At 49.7% G+C, this 21,468-nt stretch carries 21 protein-coding genes and 2 pseudogenes; 8 read left to right on the top strand and 15 right to left on the bottom strand.

What is annotated here, in order from left to right:
* Positions 1–59: 59 nt before the first annotated feature.
* The 7 genes from ABDZ76_RS05980 to tsaD all read right to left on the bottom strand — a co-directional run bounded on the left by ABDZ76_RS05980 (position 60) and on the right by tsaD (position 5,065).
* Positions 60–515: a Crp/Fnr family transcriptional regulator gene (locus ABDZ76_RS05980; protein ID WP_343802655.1), complete on the bottom strand. Its 456-nt coding sequence runs from the start codon at positions 513–515 to the stop codon at positions 60–62.
* 34 nt (positions 516–549) lie between these two features.
* Positions 550–1,233 carry a response regulator transcription factor gene (locus ABDZ76_RS05975; RefSeq protein ID WP_343802652.1) on the bottom strand — a complete coding sequence of 228 codons (684 nt, stop codon included), beginning with the start codon at positions 1,231–1,233 and terminating at the stop codon, positions 550–552.
* Positions 1,234–1,514: 281 nt separating this feature from the next.
* Entirely contained in the window at positions 1,515–2,210 is a 696-nt protein-coding gene (locus tag ABDZ76_RS05970) for a class I SAM-dependent methyltransferase (RefSeq protein WP_343802649.1), read from the bottom strand.
* A gap of 3 nt (positions 2,211–2,213) precedes the next feature.
* The gene (locus tag ABDZ76_RS05965) at positions 2,214–2,645 is read right to left on the bottom strand and encodes an EVE domain-containing protein (RefSeq protein ID WP_343802646.1); all 432 of its coding nucleotides are present in this window, start codon (positions 2,643–2,645) and stop codon (positions 2,214–2,216) included.
* A gap of 36 nt (positions 2,646–2,681) precedes the next feature.
* Positions 2,682–2,972, bottom strand: coding sequence for a YciI-like protein (locus ABDZ76_RS05960; RefSeq protein ID WP_343802643.1), 291 nt, complete (start codon positions 2,970–2,972; stop codon positions 2,682–2,684).
* A gap of 15 nt (positions 2,973–2,987) precedes the next feature.
* A complete protein-coding gene (locus tag ABDZ76_RS05955) occupies positions 2,988–3,974 on the bottom strand; it encodes an NAD(P)H-dependent glycerol-3-phosphate dehydrogenase (RefSeq protein ID WP_343802640.1) in 987 nt (328 codons plus the stop codon).
* Positions 3,971–5,065 carry a tRNA (adenosine(37)-N6)-threonylcarbamoyltransferase complex transferase subunit TsaD gene (tsaD, locus tag ABDZ76_RS05950; RefSeq protein ID WP_343802637.1) on the bottom strand — a complete coding sequence of 365 codons (1,095 nt, stop codon included), beginning with the start codon at positions 5,063–5,065 and terminating at the stop codon, positions 3,971–3,973. Before tsaD ends, ABDZ76_RS05955 begins: the two co-directional genes overlap by 4 nt.
* A gap of 108 nt (positions 5,066–5,173) precedes the next feature.
* Here tsaD and hemC point away from each other — a divergent pair, with 108 nt between their 5' ends.
* The 5 genes from hemC to ABDZ76_RS05925 all read left to right on the top strand — a co-directional run bounded on the left by hemC (position 5,174) and on the right by ABDZ76_RS05925 (position 10,526).
* A complete protein-coding gene (hemC, locus tag ABDZ76_RS05945; RefSeq protein WP_343802634.1) occupies positions 5,174–6,100 on the top strand; it encodes a hydroxymethylbilane synthase in 927 nt (308 codons plus the stop codon).
* Positions 6,101–6,117: 17 nt separating this feature from the next.
* Positions 6,118–6,855, top strand: a complete 738-nt coding sequence (locus tag ABDZ76_RS05940) for a uroporphyrinogen-III synthase (protein WP_343802631.1) — start codon at positions 6,118–6,120, stop codon at positions 6,853–6,855.
* 100 nt (positions 6,856–6,955) lie between these two features.
* On the top strand, positions 6,956–8,410 hold the full coding sequence (locus tag ABDZ76_RS05935; RefSeq protein WP_343802628.1) for a COG4223 family protein: 1,455 nt from the start codon (positions 6,956–6,958) through the stop codon (positions 8,408–8,410).
* 11 nt (positions 8,411–8,421) lie between these two features.
* Entirely contained in the window at positions 8,422–10,032 is a 1,611-nt protein-coding gene (locus ABDZ76_RS05930) for a heme biosynthesis protein HemY (RefSeq protein WP_343802625.1), read from the top strand.
* 20 nt (positions 10,033–10,052) lie between these two features.
* Positions 10,053–10,526, top strand: coding sequence for a tellurite resistance TerB family protein (locus ABDZ76_RS05925; protein ID WP_343802622.1), 474 nt, complete (start codon positions 10,053–10,055; stop codon positions 10,524–10,526).
* A 38-nt stretch (positions 10,527–10,564) separates the two neighbouring features.
* Here the strand turns inward: ABDZ76_RS05925 and aqpZ are convergent, their stop codons facing one another.
* Positions 10,565–11,251: an aquaporin Z gene (aqpZ, locus tag ABDZ76_RS05920; protein ID WP_343802619.1), complete on the bottom strand. Its 687-nt coding sequence runs from the start codon at positions 11,249–11,251 to the stop codon at positions 10,565–10,567.
* Between the two features lie 321 nt (positions 11,252–11,572).
* On the opposite strand from aqpZ, the gene ABDZ76_RS05915 reads away from it, so the two are divergent.
* Together ABDZ76_RS05915 and ABDZ76_RS05910 are read left to right on the top strand one after the other, a co-directional pair.
* Positions 11,573–11,770, top strand: coding sequence for a hypothetical protein (locus tag ABDZ76_RS05915; RefSeq protein ID WP_343803157.1), 198 nt, complete (start codon positions 11,573–11,575; stop codon positions 11,768–11,770).
* A 42-nt stretch (positions 11,771–11,812) separates the two neighbouring features.
* Entirely contained in the window at positions 11,813–12,601 is a 789-nt protein-coding gene (locus ABDZ76_RS05910) for a class I SAM-dependent methyltransferase (protein ID WP_343802616.1), read from the top strand.
* A gap of 19 nt (positions 12,602–12,620) precedes the next feature.
* On the opposite strand, the gene ABDZ76_RS05905 is transcribed toward ABDZ76_RS05910, so the two are convergent.
* From ABDZ76_RS05905 to tesB, 6 genes and pseudogenes are all read right to left on the bottom strand, one after another.
* Entirely contained in the window at positions 12,621–13,424 is an 804-nt protein-coding gene (locus tag ABDZ76_RS05905) for an exodeoxyribonuclease III (protein WP_343802613.1), read from the bottom strand.
* Between the two features lie 115 nt (positions 13,425–13,539).
* Complete coding sequence (locus tag ABDZ76_RS05900; protein WP_343803154.1) at positions 13,540–14,202, bottom strand: outer membrane lipoprotein carrier protein LolA; 663 nt, start codon at positions 14,200–14,202, stop codon at positions 13,540–13,542.
* A gap of 138 nt (positions 14,203–14,340) precedes the next feature.
* Positions 14,341–16,032, bottom strand: a pseudogene (locus ABDZ76_RS05895) (DNA translocase FtsK); the annotation flags it as partial.
* Between the two features lie 351 nt (positions 16,033–16,383).
* Positions 16,384–16,794, bottom strand: a pseudogene (locus tag ABDZ76_RS17670) (DNA translocase FtsK 4TM domain-containing protein); the annotation flags it as partial.
* A gap of 231 nt (positions 16,795–17,025) precedes the next feature.
* Entirely contained in the window at positions 17,026–18,072 is a 1,047-nt protein-coding gene (locus ABDZ76_RS05890; RefSeq protein ID WP_343802607.1) for a glycosyltransferase family 2 protein, read from the bottom strand.
* Between the two features lie 155 nt (positions 18,073–18,227).
* Complete coding sequence (tesB, locus tag ABDZ76_RS05885) at positions 18,228–19,124, bottom strand: acyl-CoA thioesterase II (RefSeq protein WP_343803151.1); 897 nt, start codon at positions 19,122–19,124, stop codon at positions 18,228–18,230.
* 211 nt (positions 19,125–19,335) lie between these two features.
* Between tesB and ABDZ76_RS05880 the strand changes: the two genes are divergently transcribed.
* Positions 19,336–20,592 carry a ubiquinone biosynthesis hydroxylase gene (locus ABDZ76_RS05880; RefSeq protein ID WP_343802604.1) on the top strand — a complete coding sequence of 419 codons (1,257 nt, stop codon included), beginning with the start codon at positions 19,336–19,338 and terminating at the stop codon, positions 20,590–20,592.
* An 81-nt stretch (positions 20,593–20,673) separates the two neighbouring features.
* Here the strand turns inward: ABDZ76_RS05880 and ABDZ76_RS05875 are convergent, their stop codons facing one another.
* Positions 20,674–21,453, bottom strand: a complete 780-nt coding sequence (locus ABDZ76_RS05875) for a succinate dehydrogenase iron-sulfur subunit (RefSeq protein ID WP_343802601.1) — start codon at positions 21,451–21,453, stop codon at positions 20,674–20,676.
* Positions 21,454–21,468 lie beyond the last annotated feature (15 nt).

The following is a 21,468-nucleotide window of genomic DNA, read 5'->3' as shown; positions in this document are numbered from 1 at the left end:
TGGCATTTTTACCGCATCCGGCACGATTTTACCGGCTGCATGAACTGAAAAAATCAGTCTCATACGTTAAAGTGATGGGCGATCTGTTCGATATCCGCCACCATCTTGTTCAAATCTTCACTGATGCGCTGATGAAGATTGGCGGCAAGCTCAGGATATTCTTCCAATATGCGACGAAAAACCGTGCGGCTGAGACGGATAACTTCCGTTTCTTCTTCTGCCAAAGCACCGGTTAAACGGTCGGTCTGGGCGATCAACGCCATTTCACCAATAATAGAGCCGACATGCACAGAGCGCACCGGAATGCGCTCATGCTTCAAACGATGAAACAAAACTATATGGCCGGAGACGATAATATAAGCGCAATCCGCACTTTGCCCTTCATGAAACAATTCACGTCCGGGACGCAGAACCAAGCGCTCCGCACCAAAGGCAAGCAGGCGCAACTGCTCGCCATTAAAGGTTTCGAACAGCCCAACTTTGCCTAAGATGCGAATATCATCATCAAGTGCCATATAGTTCTTTTACACTTTCGACAGACTTATTCCATCATGGCACAAGTTTGTATCCCCCGCTTTCTGTCACCAGAAGCGAAACATTTGACGGATCTTTCTCGATTTTCTGGCGAAGACGATAAACATGGGTTTCCAGCGTGTGCGTTGTCACACCGGAATTATAACCCCAAACCTCTTCCAGAAGCTCGTCGCGCCCGACAACTTGCGTGCCCGAACGATAGAGATATTTGATAATCGCTGCTTCTTTTTCGGTGAGGCGGATTTTTGTCCCCTTCTCGTCGAGCAATAATTTTTGCCCGGGTTTAAAGGTGTAAGGCCCAACCACAAAGGTCGCATCTTCGCTCTGCTCATATTGGCGCAACTGAGCGCGAATACGTGCCAGAAGGACAGCAAAGCGGAAAGGCTTGGTGACATAATCATTAGCGCCTGATTCCAGCCCCAAGATCGTGTCAGCTTCGGTGTCATGACCGGTCAGCATGATAACAGGTGCCTTGAAGCCGCTGAGACGCAATTGCTTCACCGCTTCACGACCATCCATATCAGGCAAGCCGACATCCATAATCAACAGATCAATGATATTACCTTTGATCGCTTCCATGGCTTTGGCTGCGGTTGCTTCCTGCCGGATTTGAAATTCTTTGGCGAGCTCTAACTGCTCAACCAGAATGGCGCGCAAATCTTCATCATCATCAACAATGAGAATAGTGCGGTTCGTCATACCTGTCCTCTTTCTTCAGCCGGATAGCGATCAGCCTGAATATGCTTCAGCTAGCGTTTGTCTATTTATGACACTGATTATCAACGAGTTGAAGCCGTGAATGACAAAAAACAATTCTACTTACAGAAGATATCTTCTTAAGCTCGAAAAACTTCCACTTGTCAAAACAGCCTGTTTAAAAAATCAGCACCAGCATCGGTTTAGATGCATCCTACATTTATATAGGTATTTCATTATGATAGTGTCTATTTGATGAAATCACATATAGTTGATGGCAAACATCATTCTTGTACCGCATCCGCGAAACACCAGACACGCGTATCTTTCACATCTGCATCTTCCAAAGCGCGGGTGACAGGCACCTGATACAATGCCAGCTCAGCTAAATCATCTTTTGGCAGATAAGCACGCCCCGGATCGCCCATCAGCACCAATGCACCGCGATTTGCCAGTTGGAGAAACCAAGGCATCAGCACATCGGCAAAGGGCTTGTCATAAAAAACATCGCCCGCCAGCACAACATCCCAGCCGTGATCCTGCCCGATCAGATTGTCAGATATGCCCGATAGTTCAACGCCGTTGGCTGCCGCATTAAGCGCCATTGCCGGCGTGGCAAAAACATCAATATCCGCACAAATCACCGATTGCGCGCCTGCTTTCATCGCAGCCAGACCAACCAACCCCGAACCGGATGCAAAATCCAAAACAGTTTTACCACGCACCAATTCAGGATGATCAAGAATATAACGGGCAACGCCCTGCCCGCCAGCCCAGGCAAAGGCCCAAAACGGTGGTGGCAGGCCAATAGTTGCAAGCTCTTCTTCGGTTCTATGCCAAAGGTCATGCGCTTCATCGGCCAAATAAAGCTGCAATTCCGGTACAAAATCTAAATATTGAAGGCTGGTATTTTCTAAAATAAACGATGTGATGCGCGCACCCTCTGGCTGCAAAGTGGCATCGCGCGCATCCCGTTTCATCGTTTAAATGCTTTTCGGGTCAAGGCCGCCCATACGGCAAACTTCATCCCATTCGTCTTGCAAGACAGGCTGCACAGACAAACGCATCGAGGTCACAAGTGCCATTTTTTCCAAAGCCGGATTGGCTTTTACGTCTTTCAAGGTCACCGGCTTTGGCATGTCGCACACAGCACGAATATGGACGCAATCCCAGCGCGGATCATCGGTAGTGCTGTCAGGTGCCGAAAGCTCGTTGACCTCGACAATGCCTACGACTTCCAAACCTTCATTGGAGTGATAGAAAAAAGCTTTATCGCCAATTTTCATCGCACGCATATTATTGCGTGCCTGATAATTGCGCACGCCGTCCCATTCTTCACCGACCGCACCTTTGGCTTTTTGCATTTCCCAAGACCATTTGAATGGTTCCGATTTAAAAAGCCAATAATTAGCCATAACAAAGTCCTTTCGGAGAAATCAAACAGCGTAATTTTATACAGAAGCAGGATTATTAAAAACCCAGTTCCACGGGCGGATTGTGACCGATTCAAACAATCCTGCAACCGCATAAGGATCACTGGCTGCAATTTTTTCGGCCTCTGCCTGACTTTCAGCTTCAATCACAACAAGGCTGCCATTCGGCTTGTTGTTGCCATCCAAGAAAGGACCGGCAAATTTCAACTTGTCGCCCAGACCGTTCAAAAATTCCACATGGGTCGGACGTGTGTCCATACGCAATTGCAGATGATCGGCTTTATCGTTGCAAAGAATTGCAAAAAGCATTGTTCACTCCCGTTTTTAATCTTCTATTTTCAGTGGCCGGTTGATCAAAGCGGTCACTGCATCATCAATAGTGATCTCGCCAGCCAAAAGCGCAGCCGTTGCATCAATGATAGGTGCGGCTATCTGATATTTCAGACAAAGCTCCGCTGCAATAGGGGCTGTGGCCACACCTTCTGCCAATGGACGGCGCGACAGGTCTTCATCAGCGCCCAAAGCCATACCGTAAGAGTAATTGCGCGATTGCGGTGATGAGCAGGTCAACATCAAATCACCCAAGCCCGACAAGCCCATAATTGTTTCAGGGCGAGCGCCCATTTTATGACCGATACGGCGCAATTCAACAAAACCGCGGGTCACCAGTGCGGCCTGGGCACTTGCACCAAGACCCCGCCCGATTGCAGCACCAGCCGCCAAGGCCAGCACATTTTTCAATGAACCACCGATTTCCACACCGGTCAGATCATCCGTTGAATAGCAGCGGAATGCAGCCCCAGATAAAGCAACAGAAACCTGATCGGCAATGGCAATATTTTTACTGGCGATAGTCACAGCCGTTGGCAGTCCGCGCGCCACATCCGTGGCAAAGCTTGGGCCCGATAGCGAAGCAAGCTGATGTTCGGGTAAAACTTCGCTCACCACTTCCGACATCAAACGGCCAGTGCTGCGCTCAATGCCTTTAGCGCATAAAACCAGCGGTGCCGATTGCGGAATAAGCTCAGTCATTTGAGCTAAAGCTTCACCCATTACCTGCGCCGGAATAACCGACAAAACAATATCAGCACCGCTCAAAACCTCTGCTGCATCGCTGCTCGCCAACACGCTTGCAGGCAGCACAATATCGCCTAAGTAACGCTGATTTTGATGGTTAAGATTAATATCTTCAACCGTTGCCGCATCGCGGGCATAAAGCATCGTTTGATGGCCATTATTGGCAGCCATCACCGCAAGCGCCGTTCCCCACGCCCCGCCACCAAGGACAGCAACTTTTAAATTTTTCGTCATGCCTTGGCTCCTCTGCGTCCCGTGCCGATTAATGGCGCGGATTTCTGATCCAGCGGCCAGCGCGAACGTGGCGCAATATCAAGCGGATCACCATTTTTGCCAAATGATTCGTCTTGAAAAGCCCGTTCCACACCTGCCCATGCAATCATGGCTGCATTATCGGTGCATAAATTATGCGGCGGCGCGACAAAGCGAAAACCATAGCGATCACAAAGCCCCTGCAAGGCAGCACGTAAAGCTTTGTTGGCAGCAACCCCACCAGCCACCACCAGCTCCGGCATTGGCTTATCGGGATATTCTTGCTTAAAGCGTTTCAAAGAGCGGCTGACACGGTCACTCAATGTGTCAGCAACAGCCAATTGAAAGCCTGCACAAATATCGGCAACATCCTGCTCGCTTAAAGGCGCGATTTCTGTTGCGGTCTGGCGCACTGCGGTTTTCAAACCGGAGAAGGAAAAATCAAGCCGTGCCTCGCCTTTTAACGGACGCGGTAGTGAAAAACGCTTCGGATCGCCTTTTAAAGCTGCCTGTTCAACGGCAGGTCCGCCCGGATATGGCAGCCCCAAAAGCTTGGCAGTTTTGTCAAAAGCTTCGCCCAAAGCATCATCAATCGTGGTGCCAAGGCGGGTATAATCGCCAAGACCACGCACCAGCACCATCTGGGTATGACCACCGGAAACCAGCAACAATAAATAAGGATAGCTCAATCCATCGGTGAGGCGCGCTGTCAGCGCATGGCCTTCCAGATGATTGATCGCATAAAATGGTTTCTTCTCGGCCAAGGCCAGCGCCTTGCCGGTCATCAGGCCAACAATCAGCCCGCCAATGAGGCCGGGGCCTGCGGTTGCAGCAATGGCATCCACATCGCCAAGCTCACAATTTGCTTCGGCAAGGGCCTGTTTCACCAGCCTGTCCAGAGCCTCCACATGCGCACGGGCAGCGATTTCCGGCACGACACCACCATAGGGTTCATGCTCGGCAATCTGGCTCAACACGACATTGGACAGAATTGTCCCATGTCCATTTTCATCCCGTTCGACTATAGCTGCGGCTGTTTCGTCGCAACTCGTCTCTATTCCAAGCACGCGCATTTGCGATTAGACCCTGAATTTGTTGCCCCCGAGGGGATTTTTGGTTAGGCCATAGGCTAAACCACATTATGACAAGTTTATGCAACCCGGTATCATGGACGAAAGAATATGCAAACAGCATCCTTGAAGATCGGCACGCGCGGCAGCAAGCTCGCGCTTGCTCAAGCCTATGAAACGCGCCGCCGCTTACAGGAAGCCCACGGCCTGCCTGAAGAGGCCATTGAAATCGTTCCTATGTCCACCGCCGGTGACCGCATTCAGGATCGCCCTTTAGCAGAAATTGGTGGCAAAGGTTTGTTCACCGAAGAAATTGAGCAAGCACTCCATGCTGGCGAAATTGATGTAGCCGTCCATTCCACCAAAGATATTCCAACTGTGCTACCGGATGGTTTGCATTTATCTGTCTATCTGGAACGTGAAGACCCGCGCGATGCTTTCATCGGCCGCAATGTCAAAAAATTCACTGATTTGCCGCAAGGTGCTGTGGTTGGTTCATCTTCGTTGCGCCGTCAGGCGCTCATTCGCCGTCTGCGCCCTGATCTGAAAATCGTCATGTATCGCGGCAATGTGCAAACCCGTTTGCGTAAACTAGAAGAAGGCGAAGTGGACGGTACATTTTTGGCCGCTGCCGGTTTGCGCCGCCTCGGGCTACAGGATGTCATTACCGACCTGATGGAGCCGGAACATTTTCTGCCAGCTCCCGGCCAAGGTGCAATCGCAATTGAAAGCCGCATTGGTGACGCACGCATTGATGCGCTGCTGGCGCCCCTTGCCCACCGCGAAACGCAAATTGCCCTTGCATGTGAACGTGCATTTTTAGGCCATCTTGATGGCTCATGCCGCACACCGATTGCCGGTCTTGCAATCATCGATCAGGGACAATTACGCTTTAACGGTATGATTCTCACCCCTGATGGCACACAGGCACATCACGTCAGCGGCGAAGGCTCCATCGCGGATGCTGCTGCAATTGGTGAAGATGCCGCCAAGCGCGTACGTGCCATGGCAGGCTCAGACTTTTTCAAAGACTGGTAAGATCGGGATTGGCTGATTTGGAAATTGCATCCTCGGTAAAACTGCCGGAAGGCAAAGGAAGACGCATTTTAGTGACGCGGCCGCAACCAGCGGCAGCGCGCACTGCTCGTCTTTTGCAAGAGGCCGGATTTATCGCGGATGTTTTTCCACTCACACAAACACAAGCGCTATCCCCCAAAGTCGAGATGCTGGATTATGTGGCGGTTACCGCCACCAGCATCAATGCTTTTCGCCATGCTGATCCCGCACTCCTTGAAAGCTTAAAACATCTGCCGCTTTTTGCCGTTGGTGTACGCACCGCCGAAGTGGCGCGTGAATACGGCTTTCAAACGGTCATTGAAGGCGGCGGGGATGCCGTAAGGCTTGCCCAAACAATCGCCGCTCATTTGCCGCCTCAGGCACATATCATCTATCTGGCAGGACGCGTGCGCCAGCCGGTTTTTGAAGAGCGCGTTCACACGACCGGCATCATCATGCAGGTCTATGATATTTACGATACGGTTGCGACAAATGTTCAACCGGATGCGATCATCAATCAGCCATATGCGGCGGTGTTATTATATTCCGGTGTTGCCGCCAGCAGCCTTATCAGCGTGCAGGAAAAGACACCCGCCCCGCTTTTTCAGGCCAGCGTGAAGTTTTTCTGTATCGCCCCGCGTGTCGCTGAACTGCTGCCTGAACACTGGAAAAACAACAGTTTTTCTGCTGATCACCCCGATGAAAACGGAATTTTTAGGCTATTTCAGCATATTTAACCAAAAATGAGGCAACGATTCCTTCATATCAAGGTTATATCTGCTAAGTTGCTGACCATATAGATTGCTAATTGCTGCGTTAATCATGACGAGAGGACCAATGGCAAAATCCGGAACACCGCGACACTCAAAGCCAATACGCAAACCCGTGACGATCGAACATGATCCCGCGCCGCGCCAAGGAGCAGGTGACGCTGTGAACCCGAAGCTGCACACGCATGAAGCGGAGCCGGTCGGCGATTTTACCAAAGCGAAAACCGCCCGCCCAGGCACGGTTAAAACTGAAGCGGCGAAATCACCGGCTGCCAAACCAACCGCCGCCTCAGCGCAGCAAAACACAGCAAAGCCCGATAGATTAAAGGAAACAGGTTCCGTGTCACAATCCCATATGCAGGCCGAACCAAAACCACAATCAAGCACGGCTTCCAGCGCATCTGCCAGTGCATCGGCCAGCGCATCGGCAAAAACCAACGAACCGGCTTCAAAACCGGCCGCAGTGAAAAACACCCGCAATACCGGCTCCAATCTGATGGCGGGCATAGCAGGCGGCGTCATTGCTCTGGCAGGGGCTGCGGCTTTACAATGGGGCAATGTTATTCCTTCGCCTGGTGCGCGCGTTACCGCCGAGCAATTAGCCCATCTGGAACAGGAAGTTTCCGCCCTTAAAATCGCACCAGTTTCGGCCAGACTAGATCAGGCAGGCCAGCAAAAACTTGATCAGGCGGCAGGTCTTGCACAGACAACCGCCACCAAACTGGATGAGCTGGGCAATGCCACAACGGCAAAACTGAACGCCCTGCAAAAACAGATCGACAATCTGCCAACTGCAACCAGCGCCAATGTCGATGCTGACATTGACGGATTGACCGCCAAAATTGCAGCACTTGAAACACAGCTTGCAACAGCGACATCAAAAGCCAATGAAGCCGCTGCCAATGTTTCTACCGATCAAAGCTCGATCACCGCATTGCAAGATCAGTTTTCGGCTTTGCAGGAAAAAATCTCCGAGACAGTCCACCAACCTGACATAGCCACTTTAATTGCCGCCAATGCACTTAAAAACGCCATTGATCGCGGCGGCTCTTTTGTGAATGAGTTGGAAACATTCACCTCTCTGCGCCCTGCTGATCCGGCTATTGAAATGCTTACCCAACATGCAGGTACGGGCATTCCGACCGTTGCGGATTTAAACGCATGGTTTAATCCTGTGGCCGATAAAATCGTTGCAACAGCCAATAAGCCAGCCCCAGATGCAGGCCTGTGGGAGCAGCTGATGGCAAGCGCCAAAGGACTTATCAGCGTGCGCCCTGTCGGTGATGTCAGCGGCACAGGCGTTGGCCCGACCACCGCCCGCATGGAATCGGCACTGCATTCGGCAGATCTGGAACGCGCCATTAATGAATGGGAACAACTTCCGGCCGATGCCAAAGCTGTCAGTCAGGAATTTGCCGGTCAGATGAAATTGCGCCGTGATGCCGATCAGCTGCTTACCCGTCTGATGACTCAGAGCCTGCAACCGAAAGCGGATGCAGACACACCTCAGGCTGCACAATAAGGAGCGCTCGCATGATAAGAATTTTTATCTATGTGCTGATTATTGTCGCCTTAGGCTTAGGCTTTGGTTGGCTGGCTGATCGACCAGGTGATCTGGTGATGATGTTTGGCGGCCAGCGCTACCGCATCAGCCTGATGGTGGCTGCGGCCAGCATTGTCGCCATTGTTGCAGGTTTTATGCTGTGCTGGTGGCTGATTAAAAACATCTATCAATCGCCGCATATTTTGCGCCGTCATTTTCGTGCCCGCAAGCGCGACCGTGGCTATCAATCCTTATCCACCGGCCTGATTGCAGCCGGTGCAGGTGACGCAGAAGCTGCGCACCGTATGACGGCACAGGCTGCAAAACTGATCAGTGCCGATCAGGAACCGCTGATCAAATTACTGGAAGCACAAACCGCCATGCTTGAAGGCCGTGCCGATGATGCACGCAAAGGCTTTGAGGCGATGGTGGAAGACCCTGAAACACGTTTACTGGGTTTGCGTGGTCTTTATATTGAATCGCTGCGTATGGGCGCCTATGACGCTGCCCGCAACTACGCGGCCGAAGCAGTGCGCCATGCGCCACAGCTCGAATGGGCATCATCTGCCGTTCTTGGCCAGCTCTGCGCTCAAGGCAATTGGGATGCAGCACTTAATCTGGTTGAAGCGCGCAAGCAATCACTGCGCCAAAGCAAAGAAGTGGCCAAAAAAGAACGCGCAGCTCTGCTGACCGCCAAAGCTATGGCAAAACTTGAAACCGAGCCGCTTGAAGCACGTAGCATTGCACTGGAAGCGCATAAGCTTAATCCCGATCTTATTCCGGCATCTGTTGTTGCTGCACGCGCTCTTTTTGCCCAAGGCGAAGTGCGCAAAGCATCCAAAATTCTGGAAGCCGCGTGGAAAAAAGAGCCTCATCCTGAAGTTGCCGATGTTTATGTGCATGGCCGCAGTGGCGACACTGCCCATGACCGCTTGAAACGCGCACGCCATCTGGTGTCACTTCGCAGCAATAATGTCGAAAGCAATCTGGCCTTGGCACGCGCTGCCTATGATGCCAATGAATTTAACGTGGCACGCGATCAGGTTGAGCAGGTCTTGAATGCCGCGCCGCGCAAAAGCGCTTATCTGTTGCTTGCCGATATTGAAGAAGCCGATAGCGGCGATCAGGGGTTGGTACGTCAATGGCTGAGCAAAGCGCTTAAAGCACCGCGCGATCCGGTTTGGACAGCCGATGGCTATGTGTCACAAATATGGGCTCCGGTTTCGCCTGTTACCGGCCGCCTCAACAGTTTTGAGTGGAAAGTGCCGGTGGAAGAACTGGCTCCGATGATTGAATCAGAGCCGCAAGAAGTGCTTGGGTCGCAAGATGACGCCGCTGACTGGACAGAAACCGTCCCTGTGCTCGATCTCACAGCGGAAAAGCCAGTCACGCCGCCTAAAAAGCAAAAAGCGCCTCAGCCTCCTGTTGCTGAAACAAAAGAACAGGAATCCGATAGCAGTGAGCCGGAAACCGCCAAACCTGCTGCACCCAAATCTGACAAAAACAAAAAACGTGACATTCCGCTGACGGTTGTGGATGATCCGGGTGTGCATCCGGATGATGTCGGTGCCATTAAAACTAATAATATGCGCTTATTTTAAGCGCTACATCGGGGAACTGCATGCTAGATCGGCTACTTGATTTTATGAAAGACATTCAGCAGAGCGTCATGGGGGAGCCTGCTGAGAATTTTTCTGATGATGATCCCCGTCTGGCAGCAGCAGCCCTTCTTTTACACATCATGGATGTGGACGGGGATCGTCGTGAAGCGGAACGCGATGTGCTTTACCGCACCCTGTCGGAAGCCTATGCCCTGCCCCGAGAAGCCGTCGAACGTCTGATTAAAGCCGCTGAAAAAGCCGATCAGGAAGCTATCGATATTTACGGATTTTCGATGGTGCTGAAACGGCATCTCAATCAGGCTGCACGGCTCGAATTTATCGAGCTGATGTGGGAAATGGTTTACAGCGACGGCGAAGCTCATGAACTGGAAGATGCCGTGATGTGGCGGCTGGCCGATCTGCTGGAAGTGGCAGAACCGGATCGCATGACCATCAAGCAGCGCGTTGAAAAACGCTTTTGCCCGCAAGCATAAATCCGGTTCTTATTCACCCATATCAAAGGCTGCAATTTTTAGTCTTTGCCGAGGAAGACTTTCCACGTCATGGCGCCGAGCGCCGCTCCTAATAATGGTGCCAGCCAAAACAGCCAGAGTTGGCCAAGAGCTGCTGTTTCTGCAAAGAGTGCCACACCTGTTGAACGCGCCGGATTAACCGAGGTATTAGTCACCGGTATCGATATCAGATGAATGAGGGTCAGGCTCAAGCCAATAGCAATCGGTGCAAAACCTTTAGGCGCTTGTTTTGATGTTGCCCCTAAAATGATCAGCAGAAAAAATGCGGTCAGCACGATCTCAATAATCAGTGCCGAAACCATATTAAACTCACCGGGGGACAAGTCTCCATAACCATTTGAAGCGAAGCTTTCAGGTGCAAAGGTGTCGTTGCCGGAAGCAATGATGAACAGCACCAGTGAAGCCGCTATAGCCCCTGCCAGTTGTGCCGCCCAATATGGCAATAGCTCACGACTTTGCATGCGGCCACCGATCAAAAGCCCCAGCGAAACAGCCGGATTGAAATGGCCGCCGGAGATATGCCCGACCGCATAAGCCATAGTCAGAACACTTAAACCGAAAGCAAAGGCAACGCCTAAAAAGCCAATGCCAAGCTCAGGAAATGTTGCAGCCAGAATTGCACTGCCGCAACCACCAAAAACCAACCAGAAGGTGCCGATAAATTCAGCCGTCAATTTATTAAGCATTTGTTAATCCTTCAATTAATAAAGTATTGTTTTTTTAAAATATTATTTAAACAAAGAATTACTATTAATTTGCACAGCCAATAAATGTATTCAATTCGAAATATTTATGTAATATTAATTTTAAACTGCTGCAGTGGATGAGTTAACAAAATAGTCGACCTAAGCCTTATTTAATTATAGACTGATTGAAAATGCTCTTTATTATTAGGAGCAACTAAGCCTGCCTTAAAACGTAGCGAGAATGCACAAAAAATGGATTTTAGCGTGTTATCATCATCTCATATCCGGCCTATAGCTGTGTTACTGCCGCTGCTGGCTTTCATGCAGGGGTGCAGCGTTAATACCTATGCTGAAAAAATCACGCTGGATAAAACGATTATGCCAACCGAATGCGCCGGCTGGGAAAAGATCGAACTCAAACAACGAACATCACTTTTCCTGATGCGTGAAGATCCGCGTCTGATCGTTGAAATCGACAGCCACAATCTTAAAGGCAAAAACCTCGGCTGCTGGCAATAATCATGCCTATGGTTTTCATGGTGCATACGATAAGGTATTGCGATGCATCCTGATATTATTGCTCTGCGCTCTTTTTACGATAGTAAACTCGGCATGATGGCCGAGCGCTCCATCACCATGACACTGAGCGCCCTTTGGGCGCGCATGCCCGATGAGCGCCTTGTAGGGCTTGGCTATACACTGCCTTTTCTTGACCGTTTCAAAGGCGATGCAGAGCGCACCTTTGCCTTCATGCCTGCCGGTCAGGGTGCCGTTGCATGGCCGCAACGGCAAGCAAACACCACAGCTCTGGTTTTTGATGAAGAATTGCCGCTGCCGGACACCTCCATTGATCGCATCCTGATGATACATTCACTGGAGTTTTCTGAAAACCCGGCCGAGACACTCAATGAGATGTGGCGGGTTCTTGCTCCCAATGGCCGCCTTTTGATTGTCGTGCCGAACAGGCGCGGTATCTGGGCCCGTTTTGAGCACACGCCTTTTGGCAGCGGGCGACCTTATAGTCGCGGCCAAATTATGTCCGCGCTACGTGAAGCCAATTTTACTGTGACAGCCACCAAAGATGCCCTGCATTTTCCGCCCACCTCAAAAAGCTGGCTGCAAAAGCCTGTCTCGGGGCTAGAACGGATTGCCCGTACATGCTGGCCGGTTTTTGCCGGTGTTTTGGTGGTGGAAGCGCAAAAGCGACTTTATCAAGGAGTGCCTGTAGCAAGGCGCACTTCACGGCGGGTTTTTGTGCCGGTTCTGACCCCGCAAGGCACTGCACGCAGTTCAGCCCGAAATGCGGCTCTACATAAAAGAAATAAAAACGGTCAGGCACAAAGCACCTGACCGCTTGTAAGAATTGTGATTAAAGATCAAAGCTCGCGATTACCGGCACATGGTCAGACGGACGCTCCCAACCGCGTGCTTCACGCAAGACCTGCAAATCCTTGATGTGATTTTCCAAATCCTGTGAGCCCCAAACGTGATCCAATCTGCGGCCACGGTCGGATGCATCCCAATCCTTGGCGCGGTAGCTCCACCACGTGTAAATCTTCTGATCCGCCGGAATAAGATGACGCATCAAATCGCTCCAGCCACCTTTGACGCGCAGATCTTCCAGCGTTTCGGTTTCAATCGGCGTATGGCTGACGATTTTCAACATCTGCTTATGTGACCAGACATCGTTTTCCAGTGGCGCAATATTGAGATCACCAACCAGAATAGATGAAAAACCGTCGCCTTGATCAGCAACGACATTGCGCATTTCTTCCAGAAAACCAAGCTTATGGGCAAATTTAGGATTGATATCCGGCTTTGGTTCATCGCCACCGGCAGGCACATAAAAATTATGTATGCGGATTTTTTTATTTCCGGCTTCCACCACCGAGCTTAGATGGCGGCAATCGCCCATATCGCAAAAACCGATTACATTGACATCGCTTAAGCGGCGGCGCGAAATTGTAGCAACACCGTGATAACCCTTTTGACCGCTAATCGCGATATGCTCATAGCCAAGCGCTTTAAAAGCATCATGAGGAAATAAATCATCCGGACATTTTGTTTCCTGCAAACACAAAACATCAGGCTGATAGGTTTGCAAAAACTGCTCGACCAAAGGCAGCCGCAGGCGCACAGAGTTGATATTCCAGGTCGCAACAGAAAATGCCATTTCACTCACTCGCTTTCATTAAAAAACGCGAGCACAGTAGCACTAAAGTCAAAAATAAAAACCGCTCTTCTCACGCATCCACAATAGAGACGGAAAAAAGCGGTTTCCCTGTTCTTTATTTATTTTTCTTGCCCTTCATGGCAATGCGCTGATAGTCAATTTTGAACATATCATCGGTAAAACGTACGCCGGTGCGCACATTGAAAACCATTACCGTGGTATCAAGGTTTTGCGCATCAGTGATTGTCCACTGCTTCAGCTCATAGGTCTTGGGATCAAACATCATGGTGATTTTGGAATCACCGAAAATCGACTTATCACCGACCACCAAAGTGGTCATGTCCGGTTCTTGTTTGATCTGTTTCAGGCGGCCGCCGCCTAAATCAATACGATCATCAAGAAGCATTTTAAGCGGTGTGGTCGAGAGTTTGTACTGATCCCATGTATCGAGCTTGCGGTTGTTAATCACCACAGACTGACCATCGGAAATCACACGGATCGGCGAGTTTTCATAGTTGAAACGAATTTTACCCGGACGCTCCAGATAAAATGTGCCGCCCTGCTGGTCGCCCTTCGGGCCGAACTGAACAAACTCACCTGTCATAGTGCGAATTCCGGAAAAATGATCTGCAATTTTCTGCGCTTGTGCATCGGCATTTTGTGCCTGCGCACTTACCGGTACCAGCGCTGCCATTGGCAAACTCATACCAACAGCTGCACAAACTGTTCCTGCAACAGAGATCGTTTTTACTTTATCAACCAGCTTGGAAAACAGCATATTCATTCGCTTCCAAATCTCTCTTTTCATTATCATCAAATATTATGTAGGTCGCCAGTTTGTCGTTAGTAAGGCGCTCGACATCACATCTGCCACAATCAACTTCAGGTACGCTCAGACCTTCTCAGGCACTTTGCCTTAGTAGTCGTCACCGTCGGTTGGCACTAAAATTTCGCGCTTACCGGCATGATTGGCCGGACTGATCAGGCCTTCTTCTTCCATCCGTTCAATGATGGTGGCTGCACGGTTATAACCAATGCCGAGACGACGCTGAATATAAGAGGTCGAAACCTTTTTATCACGCAATACGACAGCCACAGCCTGATCATAAGGATCATCGGAATCTTCCAGATTGGAAGTGCCGCCGGGCCCCATTCCTTCATCTTCATCGTCTTCAGTAATGGCATCCAGATATTCCGGCACACCTTGGCTCTTCAGGTGCTGCACAACCTGTTCAACCTCTTCATCGCCGACAAATGGCCCGTGAACGCGCTGAATACGACCGCCACCCGCCATAAACAACATGTCACCCATGCCAAGCAGCTGCTCGGCGCCCTGCTCACCCAAAATGGTGCGGCTATCAATTTTAGAAGTGACCTGAAAGGAAATACGGGTCGGGAAGTTGGCTTTGATCGTACCGGTGATGACATCCACAGACGGGCGCTGTGTTGCCATGATCACATGGATACCCGCCGCACGCGCCATCTGTGCCAGACGCTGCACCGCACCTTCAATATCCTTACCCGCAACCATCATCAAATCAGCCATTTCGTCGATGATAACGACGATATAAGGCATTGGCTGCAAATCGAGCTCTTCTGTCTCGTAAATTGCTTCGCCGGTGTTTCGGTCAAAACCGGTTTGCACGGTACGGGAAATTGATTCACCGCGTTTTTGCGCCTGCGCGACACGGGCATTGAAGCCGTCAATATTACGCACGCCCACTTTGGACATATTACGGTAGCGCTCTTCCATCTCGCGCACTGTCCATTTCAGCGCGACAACCGCCTTTTTCGGATCAGTCACCACAGGCGTAAGCAAATGCGGAATACCGTCATAAACCGACAATTCCAGCATTTTCGGATCAATCATGATCAGACGACATTCCTGCGGCGTCATCCGATAGACCAACGACAAGATCATCGTATTGATGGCCACCGATTTACCCGAACCAGTCGTACCCGCCACCAGCACGTGAGGCATCTTGGCAATATCGGCAATCACCGGTTCGCCATTGATATTTTTACCCAGCGCCAGCGCCAGCTTGGCCTTGTTCTGTTCAAAGTCACGGCTCGCCAGCATCTCACGCAAATAGACCATTTCACGTTTCTGATTTGGCAATTCAATACCAATGGCATTACGCCCCGGAACCACCGCCACACGTGCAGCAATAGCGCTCATGGAACGGGCAATATCATCGGCCAAACCAATGACACGCGAAGATTTAATACCAGGTGCCGGTTCAAGTTCATAAAGCGTTACCACCGGCCCCGGCTTAACGCTAATAATCTCGCCGCGCACACCAAAATCTTCCAGCACACCTTCCAGCATACGGGCATTTTGATCCAACACATCTTTCGACAATGTCGCATCGCGCATTACCGCTTTCGGCTCGGCCAATAGTTGCAAAGACGGCAGTTCGAAAGCGCCGCTGCGTTTACCACGCGCGGCACGGGCATTGCTACGGTTTGAAAATGCACGTTTAGTCGTTTGCGCGACTGCTGCTGGCTGCTCCTCATCCGACCAGTCATCATGATCATCATCACCCCCCATCGCAAATGGCGGTTCATCATGCGCGATATCATCGCCACCAAAGCCAGGTTCACGACGACGGCCGCTACCACGCAGATCACCAAAAGGATCATCATCGCGGCGCGCATCGCGTTTTTTGGTTGAACCCGTCAAGCGACGCATTAGTGCCTGTGCACTTAAATACCAATGGGTAACAGCACCGACAAACTGGAAGCGCGAAGGTGCTGGCTCGTCATCCTCTTCATCTTCATCGTAATAATCATAGTCCTCCGGCTCGGCATCATCGGCCGGCTGTGCACCAGATTTAATCAGACCGTTTTTACGGCCTGTCAGACCACCGGCAAAAGCACAAAGCCAAATAGCGGGAAACAGTAAAACCAGTGCGATAACAGAAGCGATAGCGCCGTGCGGAAACACGCCCAGAAAAAGGCCGGGCAGTTTCAGCATCATATCACCGAAAACACCGCCCAAGCCGATTTGCATCGGCCAGCTTGGCGGTACAGAAAAACAACTGGCAATGGCAGCAAACAGTAATGCCGATAAAATCCATGCCATAATTCTTTTTGGCAAACGGCCGATTTTACCCTGAACCATCAGCAAAATGCCCCAGAACACCAAGGGCAAAAGGGCTGTAACACTGGCAAGCCCCAAAAACTGCATGGCGAAATCGGCAAAAACCGCACCCGGATAACCAAGCGCATTGGTCGCTTCTTGCGATGTTGCATGGCTAAAACTCGGGTCAGTTACATTCCATGTAGCCAGCGCACCGATCGCCAAACCGACCAGAACCAGCAAAAACAGTCCGAGCAGAATATCGACCTGACGCCGCAACAACGTCATCAATCGTAATCTGTCACCATTTAGCCGTTCATCGTTGACCGGATATCCCTGCCGCATGAAATCTGTCCTGAATAACCCTGCTCTTTAAGCTCCTGCAAAATCAGCATGCCAAACACGATAATTTTGCAGATTCGGGACATCATAAAACACCGATAGTTAAGACCTCATTAACCATCGCCGAGCGCGATTATATATAAGAACTAAATTCGCGACCGTTTAAGCTTAATGTCATCAGATCTTTCTTTGCTTATTAAAATAGCAAATAAGATATGCTTGTATCAAACGTTTTGAACAATGCAAAAAGTGGAAAAAATCTCCTTCACGCAAACATGCATAAAGCGCATAAAGCGTAGTTTTTCCATGTATTTTTTTAAACTCATTCAAACACTGTTCAATTAAAAAAGCACATTTTTGCTTATCTGGATGTTTCGCTATTGCTTTGATAATTTGACGCAATTGCCAAGTTGCGAAATAAGTCGTGACCATATGAGATTTCTTGCTTAAAGCGCCTATGTTTTTCTCATATTTACTTTTTAGTTCATTGATTGCTTTAAGGCTTTCAATTTCCTTCTCAGCACTAAGCGACGATAAAATACTCCCTTCCCTGATACGATAAGCAAGGAACGGTTGATTTAGATAATAAGCTGTTTCGGCATATGCTGACAAAAGAGGAACAACAGCTACATCTTCAAATATTTTTCCGACCGGAAATTCTGTTCCAACCTTAAATAAATTTCTATTATAAACCTTTGACCAGGCATGTAATCTCGTACTTTTAACAGTTAAGTTATATAAAGAATTATCAATATTATGATGAAAACCTGGCTTTCCATCAAAACTAGTGCGCTGAAAGCCTTTACGTATCATACGTGGTGTAGGATCCTGATACCAAGTATTATAATCAAAAAATATAATATCAGGCTTGGATAATTGAATGCAATTAATCAAATTATTAATTGCACTATCAAGTATCTTATCATCAGAATCTAAAAACCAAACATATTGCCCGTTGGAGTGCTTGAGTAAACTGTTACGCGCATAGCTTAAGCCACGGTTCTCTTGCGCTAATATAAAACGCGCACCTGAATCTAAAACAATTCTATGCTCAGAAATTTTTTGAACTGTATCATCCTTAGAACCATCATCGTAAATGATAACCTCACACTCATCAGTCATCTGATCAGCGATGCTATCCAAACACTCATTTATGTATTTAGAAACATTATAACATGGAACAAGGATACTTAATTTAACATCACGATGATCAATATTCTGCATTTCTGACCATAATTTTTACCCGCAATGGGGTATCCATTTCTAATAATGATCCTTATTTATACCAAATAACAATCCAAAACCATATCTTCTTTCATATTAAGGCGAATGAAACACTCTACTTAAGTAGCAATATTTATTTTCAATTATAATGAAATCTATCTACGAACTCGGATCAAGCCTTCCTGCGTCACCGACGCGATCAGTATTCCGTCACGCGTATAGAAGGAGCCACGCGTAAAGCCTCGCGCGCCGGAAGCGCTGGGGCTGTCTTGCGTATATAGCAACCAATCATCCAGTTTACATGGCCGGTGAAACCACATCGAATGATCAAGGCTGGCAATCTGCAAATCAGGATCGAAAATCGAACGCCCATGCGCAAATAAAGACGTATCAAGCAGTGTCATATCCGACAGATAGGCCAGCACTGCCGCCTGTAATGTTCGCTCATCCGGCACCACATCCACTGCACGCACCCAGACCTGCTGGCGCGGCTCCAATTTTTCACGCGAGAAATAATGATCAAGCGAAACCGGCTTGATCTCAACCGGACGTTCGCGCTCCCAATATTTGCGCACAGCCGGTGGCGCTTTATTCAAGAACTTATCTTTCATGTCACCGTCGCTGAGCAATGCTTCCGGCATAACAACGCCAACCGGCATTGGCAGCTGATGATCAAACCCCGGCTCATCCAGCTGGAAGGAGGCCGAAAGGGTGAATATGTCTTTACCATGCTGCTTTGCCAGCACATGTCGCGTAGCAAAGCTCGAACCATCCCTGATCCGGTCCACCTCATAAATAATCGGAATAGACGGGTCCCCCGGCCGCATAAAATAACCGTGCAAAGAATGGACAAACTTGTCACGATCGACAGTACGCTGTGCCGCCACTAAGGCCTGCCCGATTACCTGCCCGCCAAACACACGCTGCCAGCCCACTTGCGGGCTATTACCGCGAAAAAGATTATGCTCCAACGTCTCCAGATCAAGAATGGTGAGAAGTTTTTGCATAGCGGACGGCGCAGATGCAGCAGATGGGTTCGCGTCATGTGACATAGACAAAACAACTCCCGATACACATATAAAAGACGACGAAATACGGAGGTTTGGTTATTAAAATCAATGATCAAAGCACGTTATCGTCAAAGATGCTCAAGCAAAATGCGTCAAAATTGCTGCGACAACAAGATATGCCTTTTGCTTGTGATATCATGTAGTAAATGCGAATATGCATATGTGCATAAGAACTGCAAAAAGGATGCCGGACATGAGTGCTAAAAAAAGCCAAGCTAAAACAGAGCAAGCTGACCTGACAGCCGATCTGGTAATTGCGGGTGCTGGCTATGTCGGGCTCACCACCGCAGTTGCTGTCAAAGCTGCCTCGCCGCATTTAAACGTGACCATTGTTGACGGTGCGCCAGCCGGTGCATGGAAAAAAGACCCGCGCGCCTCTGCGATTGCAGCCGCTGCCTCGCGTATGCTCAACCAGCTTGGCTGCTGGAAAGAAATTCTGCCGGACGCTGAACCAATCACTGAAATGGTGATTACAGATTCGCGCACATCCGATCCTGTGCGTCCTGTTTTCTTGACTTTTGACGGTGAAGTGGAGCCCGGCGAACCTTTTGCCCATATGGTCGAAAATCGTGTTCTTAATGGCTCCCTGCACAAACGTGCGAGCGAATTAGGCATCAAATTTATCGAAGCCACCAGTGTGGATGGTTTTGAAACACTGCCACAGGAAGTGCAGGTTCACCTCTCATCGGGTGAAACCATTCACACCAAATTGCTGGTAGCAGCCGACGGCGCAAAATCGAAATTGCGCGATCTGGCCGGCATTAAAACCGTTGACTGGGAATATGGACAGTCCGGCATTGTCTGCAATGTTGCCCATGAAAAACCACATAACGGCGTAGCCATTGAACATTTCCTGCCTTCAGGCCCATTTGCCATTTTGCCCCTGAAAGGCAATCGCTGCTCTTTGGTCTGGTCTGAACGCACAGCGGATGCTGAGCGCTTGATTAAAGAAGATGACTTCATCTTTGAAGCCGAGCTGGAACAACGCTTCGGCCATCATCTGGGGCCATTACGTGTCGATGGTATGAAACGCGCCTTCCCGCTTGGCCTTTCGCTCTCACGCGAGTTTGTCAAACCGCGCTTTGCGCTTGTGGGTGATGCGGCACACCGCATTCATCCCGTGGCAGGCCAAGGTCTGAATCTCGGCTTTAAAGATGCCGCAGCACTTGCACAGGTGATTGTCGAAACTGATCGTCTGGGGCTCGATATCGGTTCCTTTGCAGCCCTGGAGCGCTATCAGGCATGGCGTCGTTTTGATACGGTACGTATGGGCGTCACCAGTGACGTTTTAACCAGATTGTTCTCCAACGATCATCTGGCGCTGCGCACAGCGCGTACCATCGGTCTGGGGCTGGTGGATCGTCTGCCGGTATTGAAACAATTCTTCATTCGCCAGGCCTCCGGCCTGACACAAGATATTCCACGCCTTTTACAAGGTGAGCAAATCTAAGTTTGCGTATTTTAGATGATAAAAAAGGCAGGGAAATCCCTGCCTTTTTTATTGAAGTTTTCAAGAGGCCGATTGCCGTGATTACACGCGGCGCTCAACCATCATCTTCTTGATTTCGGCAATCGCCTTGGCAGGGTTCAGACCCTTAGGGCAAGTCTGCGCACAGTTCATAATAGTGTGGCAACGGTAAAGACGGAACGGATCTTCAAGGTTATCCAGACGCTCACCTTTTGCTTCATCGCGGCTGTCAATCAACCAGCGATAAGCCTGCAACAGAACAGCAGGGCCCAAATAGCGGTCGCCATTCCACCAATAGCTCGGGCAAGATGTCGAGCAGCAAGCACACAAAATGCACTCATACAAGCCATCAAGCTTAGCGCGATCTTCATGGCTCTGCAGCCATTCTTTCGCAGGCTCTGGGGAAACAGTCTTCAGCCATGGTTCAATAGAGCGGTGCTGAGCGTAGAAATTGCTCATATCCGGCACTAAATCCTTGACCACTTTCATATGTGGCAAAGGATAAACCTTAACTGTGCCCTTAACCTCATCCATACCTTTGGTACAAGCGAGCGTATTGGCACCGTCAATATTCATGGCGCAAGAGCCGCAAATACCTTCACGGCATGAACGACGCAGGGTCAGGGTCGGGTCAACTTTGTTTTTAATCCAAAGCAAACCATCAAGAACCATAGGGCCGCAATCATCGCGATCGACAAAATAGGTGTCCATGCGCGGATTTTCATCATCATCCGGCGACCAGCGATAAATTTTAAACTCTTTCAGATTATTGGAGCCGCTTGGGCGTTCCCAGGTTTTACCCTGTTTAATCTGCGAATTCTTGGGAAGTGCTAATTCAGCCATTGCTCTGTCCCCCGA

The sequence above is a fragment of the Paenochrobactrum glaciei genome (assembly GCF_039522165.1).
Classification (GTDB): domain Bacteria; phylum Pseudomonadota; class Alphaproteobacteria; order Rhizobiales; family Rhizobiaceae; genus Paenochrobactrum; species Paenochrobactrum glaciei.
The sequence above is the reverse complement of the archived record's forward strand: the minus strand, read 5'-3'. Positions and strand labels throughout refer to the sequence as shown.

What these genes read in the sequence shown, in the direction of transcription:
- ABDZ76_RS05980 (WP_343802655.1), bottom strand. Translation starts at nt 515, where the DNA reads ATGGCACTTGATGATGATATTCGCATCTTAGGCAAAGTTGGGCTGTTC.
- ABDZ76_RS05975 (WP_343802652.1), bottom strand. Translation starts at nt 1,233, where the DNA reads ATGACGAACCGCACTATTCTCATTGTTGATGATGATGAAGATTTGCGC.
- ABDZ76_RS05970 (WP_343802649.1), bottom strand. Translation starts at nt 2,210, where the DNA reads ATGAAACGGGATGCGCGCGATGCCACTTTGCAGCCAGAGGGTGCGCGC.
- ABDZ76_RS05965 (WP_343802646.1), bottom strand. Translation starts at nt 2,645, where the DNA reads ATGGCTAATTATTGGCTTTTTAAATCGGAACCATTCAAATGGTCTTGG.
- ABDZ76_RS05960 (WP_343802643.1), bottom strand. Translation starts at nt 2,972, where the DNA reads ATGCTTTTTGCAATTCTTTGCAACGATAAAGCCGATCATCTGCAATTG.
- ABDZ76_RS05955 (WP_343802640.1), bottom strand. Translation starts at nt 3,974, where the DNA reads ATGACGAAAAATTTAAAAGTTGCTGTCCTTGGTGGCGGGGCGTGGGGA.
- tsaD (WP_343802637.1), bottom strand. Translation starts at nt 5,065, where the DNA reads ATGCGCGTGCTTGGAATAGAGACGAGTTGCGACGAAACAGCCGCAGCT.
- hemC (WP_343802634.1), top strand. Translation starts at nt 5,174, where the DNA reads ATGCAAACAGCATCCTTGAAGATCGGCACGCGCGGCAGCAAGCTCGCG.
- ABDZ76_RS05935 (WP_343802628.1), top strand. Translation starts at nt 6,956, where the DNA reads ATGGCAAAATCCGGAACACCGCGACACTCAAAGCCAATACGCAAACCC.
- ABDZ76_RS05930 (WP_343802625.1), top strand. Translation starts at nt 8,422, where the DNA reads ATGATAAGAATTTTTATCTATGTGCTGATTATTGTCGCCTTAGGCTTA.
- ABDZ76_RS05925 (WP_343802622.1), top strand. Translation starts at nt 10,053, where the DNA reads ATGCTAGATCGGCTACTTGATTTTATGAAAGACATTCAGCAGAGCGTC.
- aqpZ (WP_343802619.1), bottom strand. Translation starts at nt 11,251, where the DNA reads ATGCTTAATAAATTGACGGCTGAATTTATCGGCACCTTCTGGTTGGTT.
- ABDZ76_RS05915 (WP_343803157.1), top strand. Translation starts at nt 11,573, where the DNA reads ATGCAGGGGTGCAGCGTTAATACCTATGCTGAAAAAATCACGCTGGAT.
- ABDZ76_RS05910 (WP_343802616.1), top strand. Translation starts at nt 11,813, where the DNA reads ATGCATCCTGATATTATTGCTCTGCGCTCTTTTTACGATAGTAAACTC.
- ABDZ76_RS05905 (WP_343802613.1), bottom strand. Translation starts at nt 13,424, where the DNA reads ATGGCATTTTCTGTTGCGACCTGGAATATCAACTCTGTGCGCCTGCGG.
- ABDZ76_RS05900 (WP_343803154.1), bottom strand. Translation starts at nt 14,202, where the DNA reads ATGCTGTTTTCCAAGCTGGTTGATAAAGTAAAAACGATCTCTGTTGCA.
- ABDZ76_RS05890 (WP_343802607.1), bottom strand. Translation starts at nt 18,072, where the DNA reads ATGCAGAATATTGATCATCGTGATGTTAAATTAAGTATCCTTGTTCCA.
- tesB (WP_343803151.1), bottom strand. Translation starts at nt 19,124, where the DNA reads ATGTCACATGACGCGAACCCATCTGCTGCATCTGCGCCGTCCGCTATG.
- ABDZ76_RS05880 (WP_343802604.1), top strand. Translation starts at nt 19,336, where the DNA reads ATGAGTGCTAAAAAAAGCCAAGCTAAAACAGAGCAAGCTGACCTGACA.
- ABDZ76_RS05875 (WP_343802601.1), bottom strand. Translation starts at nt 21,453, where the DNA reads ATGGCTGAATTAGCACTTCCCAAGAATTCGCAGATTAAACAGGGTAAA.